Origin of the sequence: Selenomonas sp. FC4001 (assembly GCF_000701565.1) — a bacterium.
Classification (GTDB): domain Bacteria; phylum Bacillota; class Negativicutes; order Selenomonadales; family Selenomonadaceae; genus Selenomonas_A; species Selenomonas_A ruminantium_B.
The window spans coordinates 63,645-87,212 of the sequence record NZ_JNJF01000017.1 but is presented as its reverse complement, the minus strand read 5'-3'; the positions used below and the strand labels follow the sequence as shown (position 1 = coordinate 87,212).

Below are 23,568 nucleotides of genomic sequence, written 5' to 3'. Positions count from 1 at the left end.
TGGGTTCAGAACGTCGTGAGACAGTTCGGTCCATATCCATCGCGGGCGTAAGATACATGAGGGAAGCTGCTCCTAGTACGAGAGGACCGGAGTGGACGGACCGCCGGTGTACCAGTTGTTTCGCCAGAAGCATAGCTGGGTAGCTGCGTCCGGAAGGGATAAACGCTGAAAGCATCTAAGCGTGAAGCCTGTCCCGAGATGAAGTATCTCATGGAGTAATCCAGTAAGATTCCTTGAAGAAGACAAGGTAGATAGGTTGGGAGTGGAAGTGCCGTAAGGCATGCAGCGGACCAATACTAATAAATCGAGGGCTTATCTTTCAACTAAAGTGTTCGACATGAAAATTTCTTCTGTATAGTTTTGAGTGTAGATAATACATTCAACAGAATATCTGGTGACGATAGCTGAGTGGTTCCACCTGTTCCCATACCGAACACAGTAGTTAAGCACTCATACGCCGAAAGTACTTGTCTGGAGACGGACTGGGAGGATAGGGCGTTGCCAGTTAAATGAGAAGCACCCGCAAGGGTGCTTTTTTTGTATATATTTATCTGTGTTGAAATCGGAATTTGGCAGGACTTTTCCTTTTGAGGTGGAATTATCTAAATAAACCGTGACGGGGTGATGTTTGGATAATGAAGAATAGGGAGGAATATCTATGGGGCTGAAGCAGAAGTTTATGGCTCTTTCCGGCTTGATGGGGTTGCTCTTGGCAATCGTATCCGTTGTCGGCTATTTCATGGCCAGCTCGGCGCTAAGGGAAAGTGTGGACAGTGAACTGCGCACCACGATTTCCAATGAGTCTAATGAGCTGAATGGGTGGCTGCTGGAGAAAAAGGCTTTCGGTGTGGCTACTACCAATCACATGACCAGCCTGAATGGCAATAAGGAAATCATGCAGACAAAGGAAACTTTGGGCACGACGGTTTCCGATAAGGAAATTCTGGAAATGACCGCTGGAACGGAAGATGGCTGGTTCTTCGGTTTCAATTCTGGTGATAACACGGGCAAGAAAGACCCGCGGGAGCGCCCTTGGTACAAGGATGCAAAGGCAAAGGATAAGCCGGTCTTTACGGATGCCTATATTGATACGAATACCAATAAACTTGTCGTATCCGTCGCTGCTCCGATTAAAGCGAATGGGCAGTTTGTCGGGGCGACCTGCTTGGATATTGCGCTTGATGTGCTTACCGAACAGACCAATCACATGAAGTATCATGGTGAAGGTGCAGGCATTATCGCAGAAGCAAACGGCAATATTCTGGCAACGTCCGGTGCCGGTGAGCCGATGAAGAATTTTAAGGAAATTGATGGTCTGGGCAGTCATTTTGAGGAAATGCTCAAGAATAAAGAAGGTTATTTTGAAGTAACCATTGATGGGCAGGACAAACTGTTTGCCTATACGACAGTTCCCGAAACCGGCTGGCTTATGGGCATCTCGGTTCCCAGTGATTTCGTATTTGCTTCCCTTACACATTTGAAAATCGTGTTTGCTGTTCTGACGGTAGTCGGACTTTTGTTGGCCGGATTTATCTGCTTGACGTTTGCCAATCGGATTACTACGCCGATTGAAGGGCTGGAATTCCATGCTACGCAGCTCGCCAACGGCAATCTGGCGATTCAGAATCTGCCGGTAATGTCCAGTGATGAAATCGGCTCGCTGACGAGTGCGTTTAACACCATGAGCGGGAATCTGCGCAATCTGATTTCTAAGATGGCGGCAACCAGTGAGCAGGTGGCGGCTTCCTCGGAAGAACTTACGGCCAATGCCCAGCAGTCGGCTGAGGCTTCGGTACATGTGGCGGAAACCGTGGGTGAAGTTTCCCTGAATATGGAGGACCAGCTCCAAAACATCAACAATGCCAAGGCGAATGTGGATACGGTTTATGAAGATGTGAATTCCATGGCCGACAAAGCCCGCACGGTTACGGAAACTTCGGGGCAAACTGCCGAAGCCGCACAAAAAGGCTCTGCGCTGATGGAAACTGCGATTAAGCGGATGGGCAATATCGAAAAGAGCGTTCTGGCATCGGCTGATGTGGTTAGAAAACTCGGGGAAAACAGCAACCAGATTGGACAGATTGTCGAAGCCATATCCTCGATTGCGGAGCAGACGAATCTTCTGTCCCTCAATGCTGCGATTGAAGCTGCCAGAGCTGGTGAACATGGCCGGGGCTTCGCTGTCGTTGCTGAAGAAGTAAGGAAACTGGCCGCTGAGTCACATGATTCTGCGGAACAGATTAAGGAAAGAATCCTGTCCATCCAGAATGATACCAATGAAGCCGTAAAGGCAATGGCAGCCGGTACGGAGGAAGTCAAGAGTGGTACGGCGGCTATCCGCGATGTCGGTGAGCAGTTTGAAGGAATTCTCTCCCTCGTTAATGGCATCAAGGAACAGATGGATGGAATCAACAAGTCCGTAGAAGTTGTAGCTGCCGGGGCTGGCAATATCGTCAACGCCGTGGAATCCATTGACAGCATCAGCCGTAAGACTTCGGAAAGCACGCAGACGATTTCGGCAGCCACGCAGGAACAGTCGGCTTCCAATGAGGAAATCGCAGCGGCTTCCCAGTCGCTGGCCAACATGGCTACGGATATGCAGGAAGCAATCGGTAAGTTCAAATTATAAATACAGCACACAGGCAAAAAAATTCCGCCGCATCGTTGGGGATGCGGCGGGTTTTTATTTGGGATTATATTCGGTTATCACAAGCTCCGGATGTTCATTGAGATTGACGATTTCATTGCTGGAAGTGAGGCTGATGAAGGGATGAGCTGCAAAATCGTTGGGATATGCGGCGATGATTCCCTGCTCCCCGTTGTTCAAGGTTATCCGGGAACCCAGGAAGGCATCTTTGATATGAGTAAGTACGGGAACGCATACCTCCGGGTCCAGAGAGGTGTACATATTCTCTGTAATCTGCGCAATGGCCGCAAAGGGCGTCTGCTTGATGTAGCCTTCCCGTTCGGTCGTGATGTTGTCATAGAGGTCGGCAATCATGATGATGCGGGCGTATTCGTGGATGTCCGGCCCGGTGCTGCCGAAGGGGAAGCCTGTGCCGTCCATGCGCTCATGATGCTGCATAGCTGCCAGCTTAATGCCATCAGAAAGCCCGTCCACGCTGCTCAGGATGTGCTGGCCATCAACCGTATGTTTGATATAGGCTTCGTAATCTTCCCCGTGCAGGTTGCTGATACTCTTATCCAGCAATCGCTGGGGGAATTTGCATTTTCCAATATCATGGAGGAACCCGGCTAAGATGAGTTCCCGGGTCTTGGCACGGTTAAAGTGCATCCATTTGGCGATAACACCAGCCAGAATGGATACCCGCAGGGAATGATTGTAGACATCATTGGCCCGGTGATTGAGTTCATAGAGATAGTCGATGGCACCGCTGTTACGGGCCATAGGAGCAATGGTATCCTTTACCATGTCCTGGGTTTCGTTTATAGGCACGCTGCCGGACTTGCTGGTTTCATCAAAGATGCTGCGGGCTTCCTGTACCACACTGTCATATTCTTTGACAAAGGCGTTGCCACGATTGAAAATGCTGGAGGCAGTCTGATAATTTTTGCTCAGCTCGTATTCGTCCTTAATGTAGACGACAGCAATATTCAAAAAGTTAAGTCGTGTAATATGCGCCTTCGTTAATAACGTATCTTCCGACAAAACCACGACCATGTCGTCATTGACAAGGGTGCGGGCGAGAATCATGCCTGGTTTCAAATCTTCCACTGAAACGGCTCGCAAAGTAAAAACCTCCTTGCATGGGATATAATCCACTGATGATATATGTTAATAGTTCTCGTTTTTTATGGAAAAACCTTTATTTATTTTTCTTTCGCCTATAAATTGACGGATGGATGATGAAATCACTTGACAGGATTTACAAAGTTACAGTATAATTTGTCTTGTAACGATTTAACATACTAAAGGAAAACAGAGAGGGGATATCCTTATGAAATGGCAGAAACTTTTAGCGTTAGGCATGGCTGCAATCATGACGGCAGCTTTCGTGACGGGCTGCGGTGGCGGAGCCGACAAGGCAAATAATGCGGATAAAACGAAGAAGATTGTGGTGGGGCTTGATGATAATTTCCCGCCCATGGGCTTTAAGAATGAAAGCAACGAAATCGTGGGCTTCGATATCGACCTGGCAAAAGAAGCCAGCAAGCGTCTGGGCCGTGAAGTAGAGTTCAAGGCCATCGACTGGTCGAGTAAGGAAGCGGAGCTCAAGAGCGGCCGTGTGGATATCCTCTGGAACGGTCTCGATATTACCGAAAAGCGCAAGGAAAACATGCTGTTCTCGGACCCGTACATGGATAACCGCCAGATTATCTTCGTGAAGAAGGGGAACAAGGATATCACGGACGAAGCTTCTATGGCCGGCAAGGTCATCGGTACCCAGAGTGCCAGCTCCGCAGAAGAATATATGGACAGCAATTCCTTCTTCAAAGAAAAGGTAAAGGAAGTCAAGAAGTATTCGGACTTTGTTTCCGCCTTTATGGATTTGGAAAATGGCCGTATTGATGCAGTGGTGGGCGATGAAATCACCGGCCGCTATTACATGAGCAAGCATGCAGACAGCCTCGACGTTGTGGATGTGGCGGTAGGTCCTGTCAGCACCTTTGGCATTGGTTTTGCCAAGGACAATCAGCAGCTGCGTGATGATGTGCAGAAGGTCCTCAACGAAATGAAGGCCGATGGCACCATGGCCAAGATTTCCGAAAAGTGGTTCGGCAAAGATATCACCAAGAAATAAAGTGTTTAGAACCTGTAAGCTGGTTTTGGTTTACAGGTTTTTTATTTTGCATTATTTAATGTACACTTGATACGCACTTAAATATTATTCAGACTAATTGTAATAAAAATAAAAATAATATATAATTATGCTTGCATAAATTTAGACAGTGAGCATAGGAGGTATTATTTATGTTACTCGCTGGTGGTATTATTGTTATCCTGACTTTTGCGCTGATTATCAAGAAGATTGAAGCGCGGTTGGTACTCTTTTTGGCGGGCGTCATCATGTGCCTGATTGGCGGTCTGCCGGGAGATATCATGAAAGCCTTTATGAAGGCCATGACGAATAACTCTCTGGTACCGACAATCTGTTCGGTAATGGGTTTTTCGTATGTGATGAAGCTGACGGAATGTGACCAGCATCTGGTGCAGTCCATTTCCGGCGTGCTGAAAAAGGGGCGCACGGTGCTCGTGCCGCTGTCCTTTTTCCTGACCTGGTGGATTAGTCTGGCCATTCCTTCGGCTGCCGGCTGCTCTGCAGCTGTGGGCAGTATTCTGATTCCGACGCTGATTGCTGCCGGTGTTCATCCGGCCATGGCTGCGGCTACGGTACTGGCTGGTACCTGGGGCAGTGCCATCAGCCCGGGTAATGCCCATAACCCCTTTGTGGCAGATTTGGCCGGGACGGATATGATGACGGTCATCATCAATGAAACGCCGGCCTCTGTAATCGCATCTTTTGCCTGCATTGCAGTGATGACGGTTTATGCCGTTATAATGAAGGAAGGTGCTTCGGAGGAACGCCGTGAGGCATATCTGGCTTCTCTCGAAAAGGAGCAGCATCACGATCTGCATGATTTCAAGGTCAATCCTTTGCGGGCATTGGTTCCGCTCGTGCCGCTGCTGCTCTTGATTCTGGGCTCCAAGCAGGTTGCTGTTCTGCCGGAAATGAGCGTGGCTCTGTCCATGATTATCGGTGTTGTGCTGGGCCTCTTGGTTACCTGGTCCAATGCGCAGGAAGTCTGCAAGAATTTCTTTGATGGTATGGGCAGCGCCTATGCCAATGTTATCGGTCTGATTGTCTGCGCCAGCGTGTTCACCACGGGTATGGCTGCCGTTGGCCTTACGGGTGCGCTGACGGAAGTCATGAAGGGCTCCCAGTCTGCAGCCGCTGCTGCGGGTACCTTCGGTCCCTTCCTGATTGCAGTAATCTCCGGTTCCGGCGATGCTGCCGCCTTTGCCTTTAATGGTGCGGTAACGCCGTTTGCGGAAAGTTTTGGCATGAGCATTATGGATTTGGGTTCGCTGGCGCAGATTGCCGGTGCTATGGGCCGTTCCATGTCGCCGGTGGCTGGTGCTGCCATTATCTGTGCCGGCCTTGCCAAGGTCAACCCCATGGAAGTATCCAAGCGCAATGCCCTGCCCTGTTTGGCCGCGGCTTTGGTGCTGATGCTGTTCTTGTAATTTGTTAGCTTGATGGAAGAAGGTATACCCATGATTAATGAGCAGCGCGTATTAGATGAGTTTTTGGAACTGGTACAGATTCGCTGTTCCACCCATGATGAACGGGAAGTTGCCGACCTGCTCACCAAACGCCTGACGGAGTTGGGCGGTACGGTCAAAGAAGACAAGGCCGGAGAAAAAATCGGCGGCAATACGGGCAATCTCGTAGCGGATTTCCCGGGAACTGTTGACGGCCCCACGGTGATGCTGACGGCGCACATGGACTGCGTGGAGCCCTGCGGCGGCGTTAAGCCTGTGATTGCGGACGGCATTATCCGTTCCGATGGCACGACCATCTTGGGCGGTGATGATAAGGCCGGTGTAGTGGCCATCCTCGAAACCCTGCGCCAGCTCAAGGAACAGAACATTCCGCACGGCCCGCTGCAGGTGGTATTTACCGTGGCGGAGGAAAATGGCGTCCATGGTTCGCAGAACTTGGATAAGAGCCTGCTGCATGCGGATTTTGGCTTCACGCTGGATACGCACAATCATCCCGGCAACATCACCTTTATGGCACCAGGCAAGAATCAGATTAAGATTCATATTGAAGGCAAGGCCAGCCATGCCGGGGTTGAACCCGAGGCAGGCATTAATGCCATCTGTGCCGCAGGCCTGCTGATTGCCGATGCGCCCCAGGGACGCATTGACGAGGAAACCACCTGTAACTTGGGCAGAATTCAGGGCGGCTCGGCTACGAATGTGGTAGCGGAAACCTGTGATGTATTCTATGAAAGCCGCAGCCGTAACAAGGCCAAGCTCGATAAGATTACGCAGGAAATCTGTGACCATTTCGTAAATGGTGCCGACAAAACCGGCTGCAAGATTGTGGCGGAAGTGAGCCCCGACTATGGGCCGTATCTTTTGCCGAAGGATTCTGCCGTGATTCAGACGGCTGTGAAGGCTGCCGAAAAACTCGGCCTGCCGGTTGCGCTCGAAGAATCCGGCGGCGGTTCGGATGCCAACCATTTCAATACCTATGGCGTACCCACGGTGGTACTGTCCGTGGGCATGGAAAAAGCCCATACCAAAGAGGAATACATTGAAATCAAGGATTTGTATGACTCTGCCCGCTGGGCGCTGGAAATCGTCAAGACCGTGGCGGAAAAGTAAATAAGGCTTAGGGCGCGTTGACTTGTCAATTTGACATGTCAACGCGTTTTTGACAGTCAAATACGGAGTGGACACGGGGCTTTTTGCTTGTACATGCTGCGCGTTCATAGTACAATAAACGTGTATTCATCATCGAAAAGGAGGCAGGAGCATGAAGTTTTGTATCTTTGGTGCCGGGGGAACCGGCGGGGTGCTGGCAGCTTATCTGGCGATGGCAGGAAATGATGTGACGTTGATTGTCAGAGGGAAGCATTTAGCGGCTATAAGAGAGCAGGGACTGACCCTGCATACCAATCATCGGGGCACGGAGGTCATCAAGAATCTGACGGCCTGCACTGCGGCAGAGTATGAGGATGTACCTGACGTTTGCTTTGTCTGCGTGAAGTATTACAATATCGAAGATGCCATAGACTTTGCCCGGGAGAAGCTGGGCAAGGACACGCTGATTGTTCCTGTGCTCAATGTCTTTGGCACTGGCGGCATGATGCAGGAAAAACTGCCGGAGCTCACCTGTCTGGATGGCTGTATCTATGTGATGGGCCAGATTGAAGCGCCCGGCGTGATTTATCAGTCGGACAAGATGCTGCGGGTGATTTACGGCTACCGTCCCGGGCAGGAGCAGAAGCTCTTGCCGATAGCACAGGAGTTGGAAAAGGTTCTGCAGGCTGCAGAGATTCGCGGCCATTTCAGCGACAACATCATTCGGGATGCCCTGCAGAAATTTGCCTATGTATCGCCGGCAGGAGCCGCCGGGGCGTATTTCAATGTCACGAGTGATAAACTGCAGCAGGAAGGCCCGGAGCGGGAAATGTTTGCGGGGCTTATCCGCGAAGTGGTGGCCTTGGGCAAGGCCATGGGCATTGCGTTTGAAAAGGATTTGGTGGAGACCGGCCTCAGCATCATGGATGTCTTGAAGCCCGGTTCCACGACCTCCATGCAGCGGGACATTCTGCGGGGCGGCAAGTCGGAATTTGCAGGGCTTGTGACCCGTGTCGTGGAGCTGGGGGAAACGTATCATGTACCGGTGCCCCTCTATCAGAAGATTAACGAATGGGGAAAGGAACATTTGCAGTTACATGGATAGTCTGACCTGGGTGATTTTTGATATTATGGGCACCATTGCCTTTGCGGTGTCGGGGGCAATGGTGGCCATTCAGCGGCGCATGGACATCTTCGGCATTATCGTGCTGGCAGCTCTTACGGCAGTGGGCGGCGGTATGGTGCGTGATGTGCTGGCAGGCATTACGCCGCCGATGGCTCTTTGCAACGTGACGGATTTTATGCTTTCGATTATCATTGCGCTGCTGGTGTCCATGGCCTACACTTTTTGGCCCTATCCGCCGCTCAACAAGAATTTTATGCTATGGCTCTACAATATGTTTGACACCGTGGGGCTGGCCTCGTTTACTATAACTGGGATGCTGACGGGCCTTTCACGAGAGGCGGGCAATCCCTATGTCATGCCGGTGCTTCTGGGCGTGATTACGGCTGTGGGGGGCGGCATTCTGCGGGATTTGATGGCGCATCGCATGCCGGCGGTGCTCTACAAGGAAATCTATGCCACGGCGGCGCTTTTTGGGGCGGTGGTGTCCTGCAGTCTGCAAAATTATGTGGATCTGGTGACCATGGCCTGGATATGTTTCGTGCTGGTGATTCTCCTGCGGTTTAGTGCGCTGCATTTTGGCTGGCATCTCTTCCATCCTCGGGCCGATTGGCACAAGCGGCGCTAAAGCTGCCATTTGTCCTTGTCCCCAGAGAAAAAATGTGTTATATTAGACCATACTGAATTGACTTTGACCGTCCCTTGTGCGTGAAGGGACGGTTAAATTTTTTCGTAAAGGAGTAAGTATGCGGAAAAATCTTTTGGGGCGGATACGGAAAGGAGAGCCCTTCAGCTGGGGGGATTTGCTGCTGCTGACCTGGCAGCTCAGCGTTCCGGCCATTATGGCCAAAATCACCACGGTGATGATGCAGTATATCGATGCCTCCATGGTGGGCATGATTGGTGCCGGAGCGGCAGCTTCCATCGGTCTGGTCAATTCCACCACCTGGCTTATCGGCGGCATCTGCTTTGCCATGTCCATGGGTTATACCATTCAGCTGGCGCATGCCATCGGTGCCGGCGAGGATTTGCGGGCGCGCAGTTTGGTGCGCCATGGCTTGTGGGCGGTGTTTGTTTTCAGCTTGGCCTTGGGGCTGTTGAGCGCTGGCTTGAGTGGCTATCTGCCCTATTTCCTCGGCGGTACGGCAGATATTGCCGGGGATGCTTCCACGTATCTTGCTATTTATGCGCTGGGCCTGCCCTTGCTTACGGTAAATTTTGCCGCCGGTTCCATGCTGCAGGCCAGCGGCAATATGAAGGTGCCCAGCCTCTTAAACGTCATGATGTGTCTGCTCGATGTGCTCTTCAATGCGCTGCTGATTTTTCCCTCGCGTACACTGCATGTCGGGAGCATGACGTTTTGGCTTCCCGGTGGGGATTTGGGCGTAGCGGGTGTGGCCTTGGGCTCGGTGCTCGCTGAAGCCTGCTGCATGACGGCCATGCTCTTTGTCCTGCTCAAAAAATCCCGTACGCTTCATTACCGGCAGGAAGAACTCCTGCCTTGGCGAGGGGAACTGCGGGAGGCAACCCGTTTGGGAATTCCCATGGTGCTGGAGCAGTTTGTCATGGGCAGTGCCTATGTGGCCTTCACCCGCATTGTGGCGCCCTTGGGCACCGTAGCGCTGGCGGCCAATTCCTTTGCCATTACGGCGGAAAGCATCTGTTACATGCCGGGCATCGGCGTGGCGGCCGCCGCGCAGACTTTGGTGGGCCAGAGTGTGGGCGCACGGCGCAGCAAGTTGGCGCAGCGTTTTGGTTATGCCAGTGCGGCTCTGGGCATGGGCTGGATGATGCTCATGGGTGTCGTGATGTATGTCTGTGCGCCGCTGATGATGGCACTCTTATCGCAGGATGGCGCGGTTATCGCCGCGGGCACCCAAATCCTGCGCATTGAGGCATGGGCCGAACCGCTCTTTGCCGCCGGTATCATCGTCACGAGCATCTTCCGCGGTGCGGGCGAAACGAAAATGCCCACGATACTCAATCTCGTCGCCATGTGGGGCATCCGCATTCCCTTGGCCATCTATCTTGCCCAGGGTTACGGCCTCAACGGTGTCTGGACGGCTATGTGTGTGGAGCTTTGCGCCAGAGGTCTGTTGTCACTTGGTGTATTGATATGGCGCGGGGAAGAACTCTACAAAAAAATATCGTAGCAGGTTTTTGCTCCTCGGCATGGAATATACATAATGAGATTAATTGCCGAAGGAGGGGATGCGCAGATGAACTCCATCAGAACAAAATTCACATTGCTGACGTTAAGTGCGATTATTGTGGCGTTAAGCATCGTTACCTATATCGGCGTTTATTCCATCAAAACCTTGGGCAAAAGCGATGCGGACCAGATGCTTCATCTGAAATGTACAACTGGTGCAATGAATTTGGAGACTTATTTCAATAGTGTAGAGACCTCGGTAGAAACGGTTTCCGCCATCATACAAGATAACCTCGAAACGATGCCGCCTGAAAAGCTGGGGGATGAAGTCGAAAACGTGCGTCATCTGTTCAGTAAAATGGCGCATAACACCAATGGTGTACTCACCTATTATTTTCGCATTGACCCGGAATATTCAAAAGCACATCCGGGTTTTTGGTATGTCAAGGAAAATGGCAACGATTTTCGGGAACATGAAGTGACGGACATCACGCAATATGACACCAACGATACTTCGGCGCTGGGTTGGTTTACGATTCCGAAAGCCGAAAAAAAGGGCGTATGGCTGCCACCTTATCATACCGAAAATTGGGGGGCCTGGGTCTTTTCCTACAATGTCCCCGTTTATCGTCAGGGACAATTTGTCGGTGTAGTAGGTATCGAAATCGATTATGCGACCTTAGCCCATGAGGTGGAAAAAATCAAGCTCTTTGAAAGCGGTTATGCCTTTATCCTCAACGAGCATTCCCGTTTGATTTACCATCCGCAGATGGAATCCACCATGCAGTATGGGGAAAAAGTCGCCATCGATGCTCCGGATCAGGTCAAGGGTGACCAGCATGTCGTATATCATTTCAATGGAATCAAGAAGGAGGCTGTCTGGGTCCCGCTGAGCAATGGGATGCGGCTCTATGTGACGGTACCCTGGGGAGAAATCAACAGCGTATGGCAACGGCTGATTTCACGTGCGCTTTTTGTCTCCTTTATCATTCTGCTCTTGGCAACTTTCGTGATGATGCGCTTTGCCGGCCGCATCACCAAGCCGCTTCATGAACTGACCAATGCAGCGCGGCAGGTTGCCGACGGAAATTATAATGTGGTCTTGGCCGATACGAGCGATGATGAGATTGGCATACTTACCCGCACCTTCAAAGGGCTGGTAGAAAAGACAAAGGAAAATATCGACAGCCTCAACCGCCAAGTCTATATTGATGCGCTGACTTCCGTGCGGAATAAAGCAGGCTATGGCGCTTATATGCAAAAAATACAGGACAGGATGGACAGCAAGGCCGAAGGCCTGGCCTTTGCCATAGGTGTTTTCGACTGTGATAATCTCAAATACATCAATGATTTTTACGGCCATGATAAAGGCGATATCTATATCAAAAAGGCCAGTCAGTTAATCTGCCGTGCTTTCCAGCATAGTCCCGTATTCCGCATTGGCGGTGATGAATTTGCCGTCATTTTGGAAAATGACGATTTCCGTGACCGTGAGAAGCTGTTCGCTTTATTCCGAAAATATCGGGAAGAAAGCCGTGCTGCCGCTGAAAATGAGTGGGAACAGGCGAATATAAGCATGGGGCTGGCTGTTTACGACCCGGAAAATGACCCTGCCGTAATCGATGTGGCCCGGCGGGCTGATAAGGCCATGTACGAGAACAAACGGCTCCGCAAAGAAAAACAGCAGCTCCGAAGATGAAGTGATGTACAAGCGGAAGCAGGCGCTAAAAAATATTACCGAAGCCCCAGGCAATTGCCCCGGGCTTTCTTTGCTTTGCCCCACCATTTTATGGTAAAATATAAGTTAGTTTATTTTATTGTAGGAGGATAGTTCCTAATGATACAGATGCGGGAGGTCAGCAAGACCTATGATACCGGCGTGGTTGCCCTTGACCATGTCAATGTAGATATCAAGAAGGGCGAGTTTGTGTTCGTTGTGGGGCCAAGTGGCGCGGGCAAATCCACCTTTATCAAGATGCTGTTCCGGGAGGAACTGCCGACCAAGGGCAAGCTCCTGGTAAACGGCCATGATGTGGTGGAGATGGAACGCTCGGAGGTTCCGTATCTGCGCCGTGAGCTGGGCGTAATCTTTCAGGATTACCGCCTGCTTCCGGATAAGACTGTCTTTGAGAATGTGGCCTTTGCCATGCAGGTTATCGAAGCGCCCCGCCGCACCATGCAGCGCAGTGTCAATTCCGTGCTCGATGTGGTAGGCCTGCGTGACAAGTACCGCAGTTTTCCGTCACAGCTTTCCGGCGGTGAGCAGCAGCGTGTGGCCATCGCCCGGGCCATCGTCAACAATCCTTCCATTGTGATTGCCGACGAGCCCACAGGCAATCTGGACCCGGAAACCAGCTGGGACATTATGGATATTTTCAAACGCATCAACAAGGCCGGCACGACCATCGTCATGGCTACGCATGACCGCAATATCGTGGACACCATGAAGAAGCGCGTTATTGCCATTGAGGACGGGCGCATTGTCCGTGACCAGATGCGGGGAGGTTATGGATATGAAGCTTAGAACCGGTGAATATTTTATTCAGGAGGTGTTCCGCTCCCTGCGGCGCAACAACTGGATGTCCTTTGCCTCCATCGGCACGGTGGCGGTATCGCTGTTCGTGCTGGGCGTGTTTTTGATTCTCGTACTCAATATGAACCGCATGGCCTCCACGCTGGAGTCGCAGGTGCAAATCAGCGTCTACCTGCAGGATGATTTGAAGAAGCAGCAGCGCATTGACCTGCAAAGCGATTTGGAAAAAATGCAGGGCATTGATACGGTGAAGTTCGTGGATAAGGACGAGGCCAAGGACCGCCTCTCCGAGCGTCTGGGCGACCAGAAGTACCTCTTGGATGCCCTCGGGGACAAGAATCCGCTGCCGGATGCCTTTGAAGTGACGGTCAAGACCCCGGAAATGGTAGAAACCGCCGCCAAGGCCATTGAGCGCATGGAGGGGGTAGAGTCGGCCAAGTATGGGCAGGATGTGGTGGAACACCTCTTTGACATCACGCGCCTTATGCGTATTTTCGGTCTGGTATTGATGCTGCTTCTGGCAGGTGCGACGATTTTCATCATTTCCAACACCATCCGCCTTACGGTATTTGCGCGGCGCAAGGAAATCGCCATCATGAAATACGTGGGGGCAACCGACTGGTTTATCCGCTGGCCGTTCCTCATGGAGGGCATTGTGCTGGGCTGCGTAGGCGGCATTTTGTCGGCACTGGCCCTGCGCAGCTTCTATGCGGCCATGGCGGCGAAGATTTACAGCACGCTGGCCTTTTTCCCGCTGCTGCCCCAGTATCCCTTTATGAATTATGTGACGGTGGCCATCATCATCTCCGGCATGCTGATTGGCGCCATTGGGTCGGCGTTCTCCCTGAAGCGATTCCTTGAGGTTTGATGATGATGAAAAAATGGCAAACGATAACGGCCGCCACCTTGTCGGTGGTGCTGACGGCCTCCACGGCGTATGCGTCACTGGAGGATGACAAGGCCAGCTACGACAAGCAGGCGGAGGAGTTAAAGGACAAGAGCAACGCCCTGCAGTCGAAAATCGAATCCCTGTCGGAAGAAAAGCGGCTGGTGGACGAGGAAGCCGATGCGGCTATCGCCGAACACAAGTCTCTGCGGGCGGCTTTGGATGAAACGCTGGAACGGATGGAGAAGAATGAAGCCCGCCTCAAAGTGGTGGAGGCCGACTACAAGAAAAAGAGTGCCAAGCTGGGCCAGCGGGTTCGTGATATTTACATCAACGGCCAGATTTCCTATCTGGATGTGCTCTTTGGCGCCAAGGACTTTTCCGATTTGATGACCCGCATGGACTTACTTAAAAAGGTCATCAAGCAAGACTATGATTTGGTTCATGTGGTGCTGGAAGAAAAGAGCGAAATCGAAGAGACGCAGAAGAGCCTCGAAAAAGATAAAGAAGCCCGGGCGGAGCAGGAATTAAAAGCCCGTCAGGCCCGGGAAATCATGGAAGAAAAGGTCCGCAAGCGCAAGGCCATCATTGACCAGATGAAAAACGACAAGGCCACGGTGGACCGCCAGTATGATGAAATGATGGCGGCTTCCAAGCAGATTGAGGAAATGCTGCGGCGCAGCAGTATGGCCAATGCTCCGGCTGGCGCAATGGCGGGCGGCAATGGCTCCATGATTTGGCCCGTGGGCGGTACGATTACCTCTGAATTTGGCTGGCGTACCCATCCCATTACGGGCACGCAGAAGTTCCACAGCGGTATCGATATCGGTGCGGACTACGGCGTGCCGATTGCGGCAGCTGCCTCCGGCACCGTGGAATATGCGGGCTGGATTTCCGGCTACGGCAATACGATAATCATCAACCATGGCGGCGGCATCACCACCCTCTATGGTCATAATCAGTCTTTGGCGGCATCAGTCGGCCAGCAGGTGAGCCAGGGCGAAACCATCGCTTACTGTGGTTCCACCGGCAACTCTACCGGCCCCCACTGCCATTTCGAGGTGCGCCAGAACGGCTCGCCGGTAAGTCCTTACGGTTATCTATAATCCCAGGGATAGAAGGTGAAATTGTTTGAGCAAGAAAAAAATAGCCCTTATCGTGGTGGTGACGGCGCTAGCGTCCAGTTTCCTGACGATAATGGGACTTATGAAACTCTTTGGCCTTGACGGAGAAAAGACTACGGATTTGCTGCGGTTCTTCGGCGTCAAGCGCATGATTGAAACCCGCTATGTCAGCGATGTGGATACTACCAGACTTATGGATGGCGCCATTGACGGCATGGTAAAATCCCTCGGCGACCCGCATTCCATCTATATGAAGACCTCCATGTATAAAGCTCTGAAAGAACATACAGCCGGTGCCTTTGGGGGCATCGGTGTCACCATGGGCTTCAAGGATGACAAGGTCACGATTATGGCGGTGCTCGAAGGGACACCCGGCGAAAAGGTGGGCCTCAAAGTCGGTGACGAAATCATGTCGGTGGACGGTACGCCGGTGACGGAGTATCAGCCGGAAGAAGTGGCACTGCATATCCGCGGCGACGCAGGTACGGAAGTAAAGCTGCTGATTCATCGGGCGGATGAAGCCGACAAGGAATACGCCATTCAGCGGGATATGATAAAGGTTCCCTCGGCTAAAGGCAAAATGCTGGACGATGGCCGGATGGGCTATATCCGCATTGCGTCCTTTGGGGAAAACACCGGGGATGAATTCAAGAGCGAATACAACAAGCTCAAAGAGGCCGGCATGGCAGGTCTGATTGTGGATTTGCGCCAAAACCCCGGCGGGCTCATAACAAGTTGTGTGGAAGTGGCCGATATGCTGGTGCCCAAGGGCAATATCGTCTCCGTGGTACAGCGGGACGGCAGCAAGGAGGAGTATGACTCCAGCTTAGAGGAAAGTACGCCGCCTATCGTAGTGCTGATTGACGGCAACAGCGCCAGTGCTTCGGAAATTTTGGCTGGTGCTCTGCAGGACAGAGAAGCGGCCACCATCGTAGGCTCCAAATCCTACGGCAAGGGTTCGGTGCAGGTGGTAGTACCTCTGTTCCACAATGATGGCCTGAAACTCACCATTGCCAAATACTATACGCCCAGCGGCAAATGTATTGACGGCATTGGCATTGAGCCGGATATAACTGTGAACCTCAGCGAAGGGGATACGGTGGACAAACAGCTCAATATGGCCAAGGAAGTATTACAGAAGAAAATGCAGTAAAGAAAAAGGCTATGCACGTTGCTTGGTGCATAGCCTTTATTTTCGTGTTTAAGCCGCTTTTTTATGCTGCTTTTCGTTTTCCTTGACGGCTTTGTAGAATTCCTTGAGATTATCGATTTTGCTGACTTTCCAGGTGCCATCTTCGAGCTGAATCATGCGGATTTTCAATTCATAATTGGCATTGGCAGCTTCGTCACGAAGCTCCAAGGTGACGATGGCGGTGCTGTCGCTCTCCTCCGTTGATTTTATGCTGGAGAATTTCAGCTTATCTGCTTTGGTGTCCTGCAGCAGATTATCGGCCGGATTGCCTTTTTTCGGTGCGGCCTTTTTATTTTGCGTGGTGCCGTTATTTTTGGCGTTACCCGTCTCGTCCTTTTTGAATTCGCCGGTTTCCACGTATTCCTTGACGGCAGATTCAAGCAGGCTGGTGATGTTGGGTTTTACCAGTTTGACAAAGCTCATGGCCAGGGCCTTGGTATGTTCGTCCAAATCGCCGCGTTCTTCCATGCTTATCTCAATGATATCGTCAAAGGCAGCATCAGCCAGATTTTTGGTATCCACATGACGGCTGAATTTTTCCCAGTTGTGCTCTTTGACGGATTCCTGAATCAGCTGCATGGAGTAGGCGGGGGTGCGCTTGTAGTACAGATAACCGCCAATGCCGCAAATGACTAACAGGATGACTATGGCAATCGCAATGAATTTTTTGTTTCGCCCATTGCCGGCTTCATAAGGGGCCATTTCTTCCATTTTGTATCATCTCCTCAATTTTCATACAAAAATTATGATAGCATTATCGATAGTGAATTGCAATTAAGGGAAAATTAAAATAGAGGTGGACTTGCAGTTCAGTTCGTGGTAAAGGTATCCTGTTCATATGCAGTTAGGGACGAATGGGGGAGTAATTTTTCTGTTTCCGCTAAACGACCCCCTCGTAAAAGAGAGATGTCCAGGTACTCGCGCCGGGCAGGCCAACGGCGCTGCTTTCAGCGTATTTGCTTAGCTGATTTCTACCTGGGGCCGGCCTTCGCTGCGCTCAGGCAGTCGCTCCCTACAGAAAAATCACTCCTCCATTCGCCCCAAGCCACGGCCTATACTGTTGCCACGAATGTGTTACTCTCGTAACGAGAACATCGATGTTCTTGCTGCTTGTCACCGCGAAAATGCCGTTTGGTTAGAACATCACTTAGGGCGGAGGTGGTGATGCTTTTCGCCGTGGAACGACTGTCCGAACGCAGTGAGGACTGGCCCACCAACGGTATTAGCTAGATATTCAGCTGAACATACGCGCCGCCGGTCTTGCCCGGCGCAGGTAACTAAAAAGCCCATACATTTCTTGTGGGTCATTCAGTGCAACGGCGAAAAGTATTACCACCTCCACCCCCACTGAGCTGTAACAACAAAAATAAAGCTCGCAGTAACATCGATAAACTGCAATTTGCCCAAAAACTGAAGAAGATGGTTAGCTTTTAAGGAATTTTTAAGAAATTTATTATATCATGTGAATAAATTATTGATTAGAGGGGTTGGGATTTTGTTAAGTTCTAAGACAAGCAAGGTACTGGCGGTTTTTATGGCGGTATCAACTACAGTGGCCTTTGCTTCCTGGATGGCACAGGATGTGGATATCCCTGCCGAACAGGAAACAGGGCCGCAGACTTTACTGGATGATGAAGGACGGGAATATACCCTGACGCAGAATGCGGATGGTACGGAAACGGCAACCTATGAGGATGGCCGTTCGGTGACGGTCAAACGGGAAGAGAATGGCAGTCTGCGCTATATTTCCGGTGCGGAGGGGCTGATTGCCGGTCTGGCTGCCGGGTATTATATGTTTCATGGCCTTAGCGGCGGCACAGGGGGCCGCTATAGTGTGGTTCAGGGGCGTTATATCCCCAACGGCCCGGTTCAGCCGCTGAAGGAAAAGGACGACTATCGCAGCAGTGGCGGCAGTTCCAGTAGCAGTTCTTCACGGAGAATAACGGTTAACAAAGGCAGTTCTTCGAGCAAGAGCAGTTCTTCCGCAAAATCTTCCAGCCATTCCAGTTCCAAAAGTGGTTTTGGTTCTGCCGGGGCCAGAAGTTCGGCATCTTAAAATAATGATGAGCAGGTGAATAGAGTAGTGAGTGCAGATTGGCGTGATTTATTAAATCGGGAAATTTTTCCGTTTGTGGAATACGAAGGCTATGATGATAAATATCCGACAAAAAATATAGAGTTAATCCAGCCGGAGCTGGCCGAGGAACTGCGCTATGTCAGCGGCGTGCTGTTCGGTGCGTTTCAACGGGCGGTGGCGGTTTGCCAGAAATGTGGCGATAATTTTCTGGAAGATTTGGAGATACCGCCGCAGCTGATTCCCTATCTGCAGAAAGATAATCCCCTGCATCTGGCCTCGTGGCTTTCGCGCTTTGACTACGTGGTGGACAAGCAGGGCAATTTCCATATGGTGGAAATTAATGCGGATACTCCCTGCGCGGTGATTGAGGCATATTATGGCAATATGGTGGCCTGTACGCATTTTGGAGTGGAAGACCCCAACTATGGGGAATACGATAAACTCTGCAACTGGCTCAATGAAATATTTTTGGCTTCGGAGCCAGGCGTGAGCATCAGCACGGGCAGGTTTCACCGCCGTCATCCGTTTCTCTTTTCCTGTTTCCATGACTATCAGGAAGATTACGCAACGACCAAATTCCTGATGAACGCCATGAAGAAGAATGCGCTGGCCACAGAGGTGGATGATGCCATTACTTTTGTCTCCTTCTATGATTTGGCTGTGTGGCGTGATGGCTCTATCCTGCTGCCGGATGGGCGTACGGCTAATGCGATTTATCGCCTGCATCCATTGGAAATTCTCATTGAGGAGCGGACGCCGGAGGGGGAAACGCTGGGCAAGGACTTTATGGATGGCTATCTGCACGATAAATTTATGATGTTCAATCCGCCCGAAGCCATCATCATGCAGTCCAAGGCTTTTCAGGCACTTGTCTGGGCGCTCAATAATCAGCCAGCGGGGACAGCTCAGGTATTTACGGCCGAGGAATCGGCGGTTATTTCCCGCTATATGCTGCCGTCCTACTTTGCTCGGGACTTTGACCAGCGTAATATTGCCGCAGGCTCAAGCTGGATAAAGAAGCCCATCTGGGGCCGGGAGGGCGCAGGCATTGAAGTGCTCGACCGGGATGGCGTGCGCTTTGGCAAGAATGTGGATACAGAGGATATCGTGCGGCGTGACAGCCGGGATTCCATGTATCAGCTCTTTGTGGACCAGCAGCCCTATGAGGCCGACACCGACAGCGGACGGCTGACGGGGTATAAGACGCTCAGCTGCTTTATGCTCGGCAAGAATCCCAGCGCTCTTTATGCAAGATTCTCCCCTGACCAGATTGCAGGGACAGAGGCTTATTGGCTGCCATTGGGTTTAATGTAATTATTTGCAGGAATTCAGCTTCCTTTGGCGAATTTTATTAAATTGGGTAATTCGTTCGTCTGGGAGGCAGTGGCAATGTATAGAAAAAGCCGGCAGGAGATTGTCGATTTATTTCGGGAACGCAGTGAAAATGGAAAAATATTAACAGGAATCGGCACAGGGATGGAGCAGACAGCAAAGCATGGGGACCATCTCGGCGCCGATTTTCTTGCGTTCTATCATACAGGGCGGTTGCAGCGGGCAGGCCGCAGTATGCTGGCGGGCATGCTTTCTTATGATGATGCCAATACCATCGTTCAGGAACTCGGCGATGAAGTTCTGCCTGCCGTCCGCAAAACGCCGGTGTTTGCCGGTGTCTGCGGCACGGACCCCTTTCGCAAGATGGACATGTTTTTGGGCACACTCAAGGAGCAGGGCTTTAACGGCGTGCAGAATTTTCCTACTGTGGGCATTGTCGATGGCCGCTTCCGGGCGAATATGGAAGGTACGAATATGGGCTATCAGCTCGAAGTGGATATGATTCGGACTGCACATGAACTGGATTTATTTACCTGCCCCTTTGTCTTTGATGGAGAACAAGGCGAGGCCATGACCCACGCTGGTGCCGATATGCTGCTCCTGCATTTTGGTCTGGTTACGAAAAGGGCACTGGAGAGGGGCGATGCACCATCTGTTGAGTCCTGCGCGGATAAACTGCGGCAGGTTTGGGAAACGTGCAGGGCGGTGCGCCGGGATATTCTGATTGGCTGCTGTGGACAGCAGGTGGATTCCCTGGAAGGTGCGGCGCAGCTTGTGCAGAGCATTCCTTCTGTAGCGGGTTTTTTTATTTTTTTCCCAGGCAAAGGTGAGGAGCTAGAGAAAGGTCTGACGACAAAAGTCAGGGAATATCGCTCGTTGGATAAAATGAAACGGGCAGCATTGCAGAGAACGGGGGCAGGAAGATGAAGGAAAACGACAAGGAATTCATCCTTCGGCGCCTGCGGGCGGAAATCAATGTCGGCGGCCATATCATTGGTGCAGCTGTAGGGTCCGGCATGACGGCCAAACTTGCGGCCATGGGCGGCGCAGATATCTTGCTGGCCTTATCCGCAGGGAAATTCCGCATCATGGGCCGCAGTTCCCTGAGCAGTTTTTTTTGCTATGGCAACAGCAATCAGATTGTGATGGACATGGGCAAGCGAGAGATTTTTCCCGTGGTGCAGGATGTGCCGCTGCTCTTTGGCCTGATGGCCAGCGACCCTTATGTGAAGCTCTATGATTATCTGAAGCTCATAAAGGAAAGCGGCTTTACCGGTGTGGTGAATTCACCAACATTGGCGTTGGTGGATGGCAGTTTCCGCGAAGCATTGGAAGAAGAGGGCAGTTCCTATGAGCGGGAAGTGGCAGCGATAAGTTTGGCGAATCAGCTGGGCCTTTTGACGATGGCCTTTGTGACATCTGTGGAAGAGGCCGATAAAATGCTGGCGGTGGGGGCCGATATCATCTGTGTGCATATGGGGCTGACGGCTGGCGGCCTTTTGGGCGCTAAGCGTCATTTGACCATCAGCGAAGCGCGGAGGATTGCGCAGGAGATTTTTGATTTATGTAAGGTGAAAAATCCGGAATGTCTGCGCATGGTTTATGCCGGGCCGGCTAACACGCTGATGGATATGCAGTACATCTATCAGAATACGGACTGTCAGGGGTACATTGGCGGTTCGACCTTCGACCGTATTCCCATGGAAAAATCCATCTACGATACCGTGAGTTCTTTTAAGCAGCATGGCAGCCCGGAATCTATCGGCACACTGCGGGAACGCAAATGGGGCGGCAGTCAGATGGTGGAATCCATGCGTCATTATATTGAGGAACACTATATGGATGATGTGAAGCTGGGCGACCTGGCCTTGGTGGCCCATATGTCGGCTTCGTATATGGGCGGGCGGTTCAAGAAAGAGACAGGCATCAGCTTCACGGATTATCTGCTGCAGTTCCGCATGGGCAAGGCCAAGGCCCTGCTGAAAAATGGCAGTAATCTGCAATGCAAAGAAGTGGCCGCGCAGGTCGGCTATAGCGATTATGTGCAGTTTTCCAAGATGTTCCGCAAGCATGTGGGGATTTCTCCTCGGGATTATCAGGGAATGGCAGATAAAAAATAATATACATCTGGAAATAGAAGTTGTGTTTATACATATACAAGATATTATAAACACAATTTTTTTATTGCGAAAATTTGAGAAATAAAATTAAAACACAAATGGAAAGACGATAAACACATTTACTATAAAGATAAAAACGATTAAAATAATAAGTAACAAATATGAAAACAGGCTGCGGGAGGTAAAATGTGGTATGGAACGGCTTAACTATGAAGTATTGAAGAAAAGTGGCTATCAGGGATATTTCCTGGAAGAAGCGCCGGTGAAGATGCTGCAGTTTGGTGAGGGAAATTTCCTGCGAGCCTTTGTGGATTACTTCTTTGATGTGGCCAATGAAAAAGCCGGTTGGCACGGCAAGGCCATCTTAACCCAGCCGCGGGGCAAGGGCAAGGACAAGGTCTTCAACGAACAGGAAGGCCTCTACACCCTCTACATCCGCGGCAATGAAAAAGGCCGGAAGGTAGATGAACGACGGGTGATTTCCTTAGTGGAAAAATGTTACAACCCCCTGGAGCATTTTGACAAACTGCTGGAAGTTGCTTGTCTGGATACCCTGGAATATATCACCAGTAATACCACGGAAGCTGGCATTGTCTATGATCCAACTGCAAAGTTGACGGACGTACCCCCGGCCAGCTTCCCGGCAAAACTGGCAAAACTCTTATATGCACGTTTTCAGGCAGGAAAGAAAGGTTTGATCATCCTCTCCTGTGAACTGATTGATAATAACGGCCGGGAATTGCAGCGAATCGTTCTGCAGCATGCCCGGGACTGGCAGCTCGGCGATGATTTCATCCGCTGGATTGAACAGGACAATCTGTTCTGCTCCACTTTGGTTGACCGCATTGTTCCCGGTGAGATTCGGGATGCGGAAGAACTTGCAGCCCTGAATCAGGTTAACGGTTATGAAGACAGATTGATGGATGTCGGTGAGGTCTTCGGCGTCTGGTACATTGAAGGGCCGAAAGAATTGGAAAATAAACTTCCCTTCAAGCGGGCAGGGCTGAACGTTCATGTGGTGCCGGATATCGCACCTTATAAGAAACGGAAGGTACGCATCCTGAATGGTGCTCATACAGGTTTTGCGCTGGGCGGTTTCCTGGCAGGTAAGGATATTGTCCGGGACTGTATGAAGGATGATGTGATTCGGGCGTTCATGAATCAGATGCTCTATGAAGAAGTCATTCCCATCCTGCCGCTGGACAAGCAGGATTGCGAAAATTTTGCCGCGTCGGTGGCTGACCGCTTCAATAATCCCTTTATGGAACATCAGCTCCTGAGCATTGCCTTGAATTCCACGGCCAAGTGGAAGGCCAGAGATATGGGCTCGCTGCTGGAATACCGGCAAAAATTCGGCAAGCTGCCGCGCAGTCTCGTGATGACACTGGCTGCCTATATCGCCTTCTATTCCAGCGATATTCAGAAACGGCAGGAAAAAGCACTTCTGTGCCGCCGCCCGCAAGGGGATGTATATTCGGTGCAGGATGATGACTGGGTACTGGATTTCTATTATGAACATCGTCACAGTGATGATGCGGAATTGGTACATGATGTGCTGGCCTATGAAAAGATGTGGGGCTGTGATTTGACGCAGTTGCCTGGTTTGGAAAAGCAGGTGCTGGAGGATTTGCAGCTGATTCGCCAGCAGGGCACGAAGAAAGCCTTTGCCAGCTGTTTGCGGGCCTGCGCCTGA

General features: G+C 51.2%; 19 protein-coding genes and 2 rRNA genes. 19 read left to right on the top strand and 2 right to left on the bottom strand.

The window, feature by feature from the left end:
• From T320_RS08905 to T320_RS08895, 3 genes are all read left to right on the top strand, one after another.
• Window positions 1-320, top strand: a 23S ribosomal RNA gene (locus tag T320_RS08905); the annotation flags it as partial.
• A 70-nt stretch (window positions 321-390) separates the two neighbouring features.
• Window positions 391-507 (top strand): 5S ribosomal RNA (gene rrf / locus T320_RS08900).
• A 151-nt stretch (window positions 508-658) separates the two neighbouring features.
• A complete protein-coding gene (locus T320_RS08895; protein ID WP_037355006.1) occupies window positions 659-2,629 on the top strand; it encodes a methyl-accepting chemotaxis protein in 1,971 nt (656 codons plus the stop codon).
• Window positions 2,630-2,683: 54 nt separating this feature from the next.
• Here T320_RS08895 and T320_RS08890 read toward each other — a convergent pair whose 3' ends face one another.
• Complete coding sequence (locus T320_RS08890) at window positions 2,684-3,751, bottom strand: HD-GYP domain-containing protein (protein WP_026761437.1); 1,068 nt, start codon at window positions 3,749-3,751, stop codon at window positions 2,684-2,686.
• Window positions 3,752-3,959: 208 nt separating this feature from the next.
• Here T320_RS08890 and T320_RS08885 point away from each other — a divergent pair, with 208 nt between their 5' ends.
• The 11 genes from T320_RS08885 (at window position 3,960) to T320_RS08835 (ending at window position 16,307) form a co-directional block, all read left to right on the top strand.
• Window positions 3,960-4,763, top strand: coding sequence for an amino acid ABC transporter substrate-binding protein (locus tag T320_RS08885; RefSeq protein ID WP_026761436.1), 804 nt, complete (start codon window positions 3,960-3,962; stop codon window positions 4,761-4,763).
• Window positions 4,764-4,933: 170 nt separating this feature from the next.
• Window positions 4,934-6,208 carry a C4-dicarboxylate transporter DcuC gene (gene dcuC / locus T320_RS08880; protein ID WP_037355003.1) on the top strand — a complete coding sequence of 425 codons (1,275 nt, stop codon included), beginning with the start codon at window positions 4,934-4,936 and terminating at the stop codon, window positions 6,206-6,208.
• Window positions 6,209-6,238: 30 nt separating this feature from the next.
• A complete protein-coding gene (locus T320_RS08875) occupies window positions 6,239-7,357 on the top strand; it encodes a M20/M25/M40 family metallo-hydrolase (protein ID WP_026761434.1) in 1,119 nt (372 codons plus the stop codon).
• Between the two features lie 151 nt (window positions 7,358-7,508).
• The gene (locus T320_RS08870; RefSeq protein WP_037354999.1) at window positions 7,509-8,441 is read left to right on the top strand and encodes a ketopantoate reductase family protein; all 933 of its coding nucleotides are present in this window, start codon (window positions 7,509-7,511) and stop codon (window positions 8,439-8,441) included.
• Entirely contained in the window at window positions 8,434-9,087 is a 654-nt protein-coding gene (locus T320_RS08865) for a trimeric intracellular cation channel family protein (protein WP_037354996.1), read from the top strand. Before T320_RS08870 ends, T320_RS08865 begins: the two co-directional genes overlap by 8 nt.
• Window positions 9,088-9,205: 118 nt before the next feature.
• On the top strand, window positions 9,206-10,612 hold the full coding sequence (locus tag T320_RS08860; RefSeq protein WP_037354995.1) for an MATE family efflux transporter: 1,407 nt from the start codon (window positions 9,206-9,208) through the stop codon (window positions 10,610-10,612).
• A 66-nt stretch (window positions 10,613-10,678) separates the two neighbouring features.
• Entirely contained in the window at window positions 10,679-12,310 is a 1,632-nt protein-coding gene (locus T320_RS08855; protein ID WP_037354992.1) for a sensor domain-containing diguanylate cyclase, read from the top strand.
• A 138-nt stretch (window positions 12,311-12,448) separates the two neighbouring features.
• Window positions 12,449-13,135, top strand: a complete 687-nt coding sequence (gene ftsE, locus T320_RS08850) for a cell division ATP-binding protein FtsE (RefSeq protein ID WP_026761429.1) — start codon at window positions 12,449-12,451, stop codon at window positions 13,133-13,135.
• A complete protein-coding gene (gene ftsX, locus T320_RS08845; RefSeq protein ID WP_026761428.1) occupies window positions 13,125-14,012 on the top strand; it encodes a permease-like cell division protein FtsX in 888 nt (295 codons plus the stop codon). Before ftsE ends, ftsX begins: the two co-directional genes overlap by 11 nt.
• A gap of 5 nt (window positions 14,013-14,017) precedes the next feature.
• Window positions 14,018-15,136, top strand: coding sequence for a murein hydrolase activator EnvC family protein (locus T320_RS08840; RefSeq protein WP_143035222.1), 1,119 nt, complete (start codon window positions 14,018-14,020; stop codon window positions 15,134-15,136).
• Window positions 15,137-15,161: 25 nt separating this feature from the next.
• Window positions 15,162-16,307: a S41 family peptidase gene (locus tag T320_RS08835; protein WP_037354987.1), complete on the top strand. Its 1,146-nt coding sequence runs from the start codon at window positions 15,162-15,164 to the stop codon at window positions 16,305-16,307.
• 48 nt (window positions 16,308-16,355) lie between these two features.
• Here the strand turns inward: T320_RS08835 and T320_RS08830 are convergent, their stop codons facing one another.
• The gene (locus T320_RS08830; RefSeq protein WP_037354985.1) at window positions 16,356-17,057 is read right to left on the bottom strand and encodes a hypothetical protein; all 702 of its coding nucleotides are present in this window, start codon (window positions 17,055-17,057) and stop codon (window positions 16,356-16,358) included.
• Between the two features lie 784 nt (window positions 17,058-17,841).
• On the opposite strand from T320_RS08830, the gene T320_RS14015 reads away from it, so the two are divergent.
• The 5 genes from T320_RS14015 (at window position 17,842) to T320_RS08805 (ending at window position 23,568) form a co-directional block, all read left to right on the top strand.
• Window positions 17,842-18,402: a hypothetical protein gene (locus T320_RS14015; protein ID WP_051608687.1), complete on the top strand. Its 561-nt coding sequence runs from the start codon at window positions 17,842-17,844 to the stop codon at window positions 18,400-18,402.
• A 27-nt stretch (window positions 18,403-18,429) separates the two neighbouring features.
• The gene (locus tag T320_RS08820; RefSeq protein WP_051608686.1) at window positions 18,430-19,737 is read left to right on the top strand and encodes a glutathionylspermidine synthase family protein; all 1,308 of its coding nucleotides are present in this window, start codon (window positions 18,430-18,432) and stop codon (window positions 19,735-19,737) included.
• Between the two features lie 75 nt (window positions 19,738-19,812).
• Entirely contained in the window at window positions 19,813-20,682 is an 870-nt protein-coding gene (locus T320_RS08815; RefSeq protein ID WP_037354979.1) for a phosphoenolpyruvate hydrolase family protein, read from the top strand.
• Window positions 20,679-21,875 carry a phosphoenolpyruvate hydrolase family protein gene (locus T320_RS08810; RefSeq protein ID WP_037354977.1) on the top strand — a complete coding sequence of 399 codons (1,197 nt, stop codon included), beginning with the start codon at window positions 20,679-20,681 and terminating at the stop codon, window positions 21,873-21,875. Before T320_RS08815 ends, T320_RS08810 begins: the two co-directional genes overlap by 4 nt.
• A gap of 193 nt (window positions 21,876-22,068) precedes the next feature.
• Window positions 22,069-23,568, top strand: coding sequence for a tagaturonate reductase (locus tag T320_RS08805; RefSeq protein WP_037354974.1), 1,500 nt, complete (start codon window positions 22,069-22,071; stop codon window positions 23,566-23,568).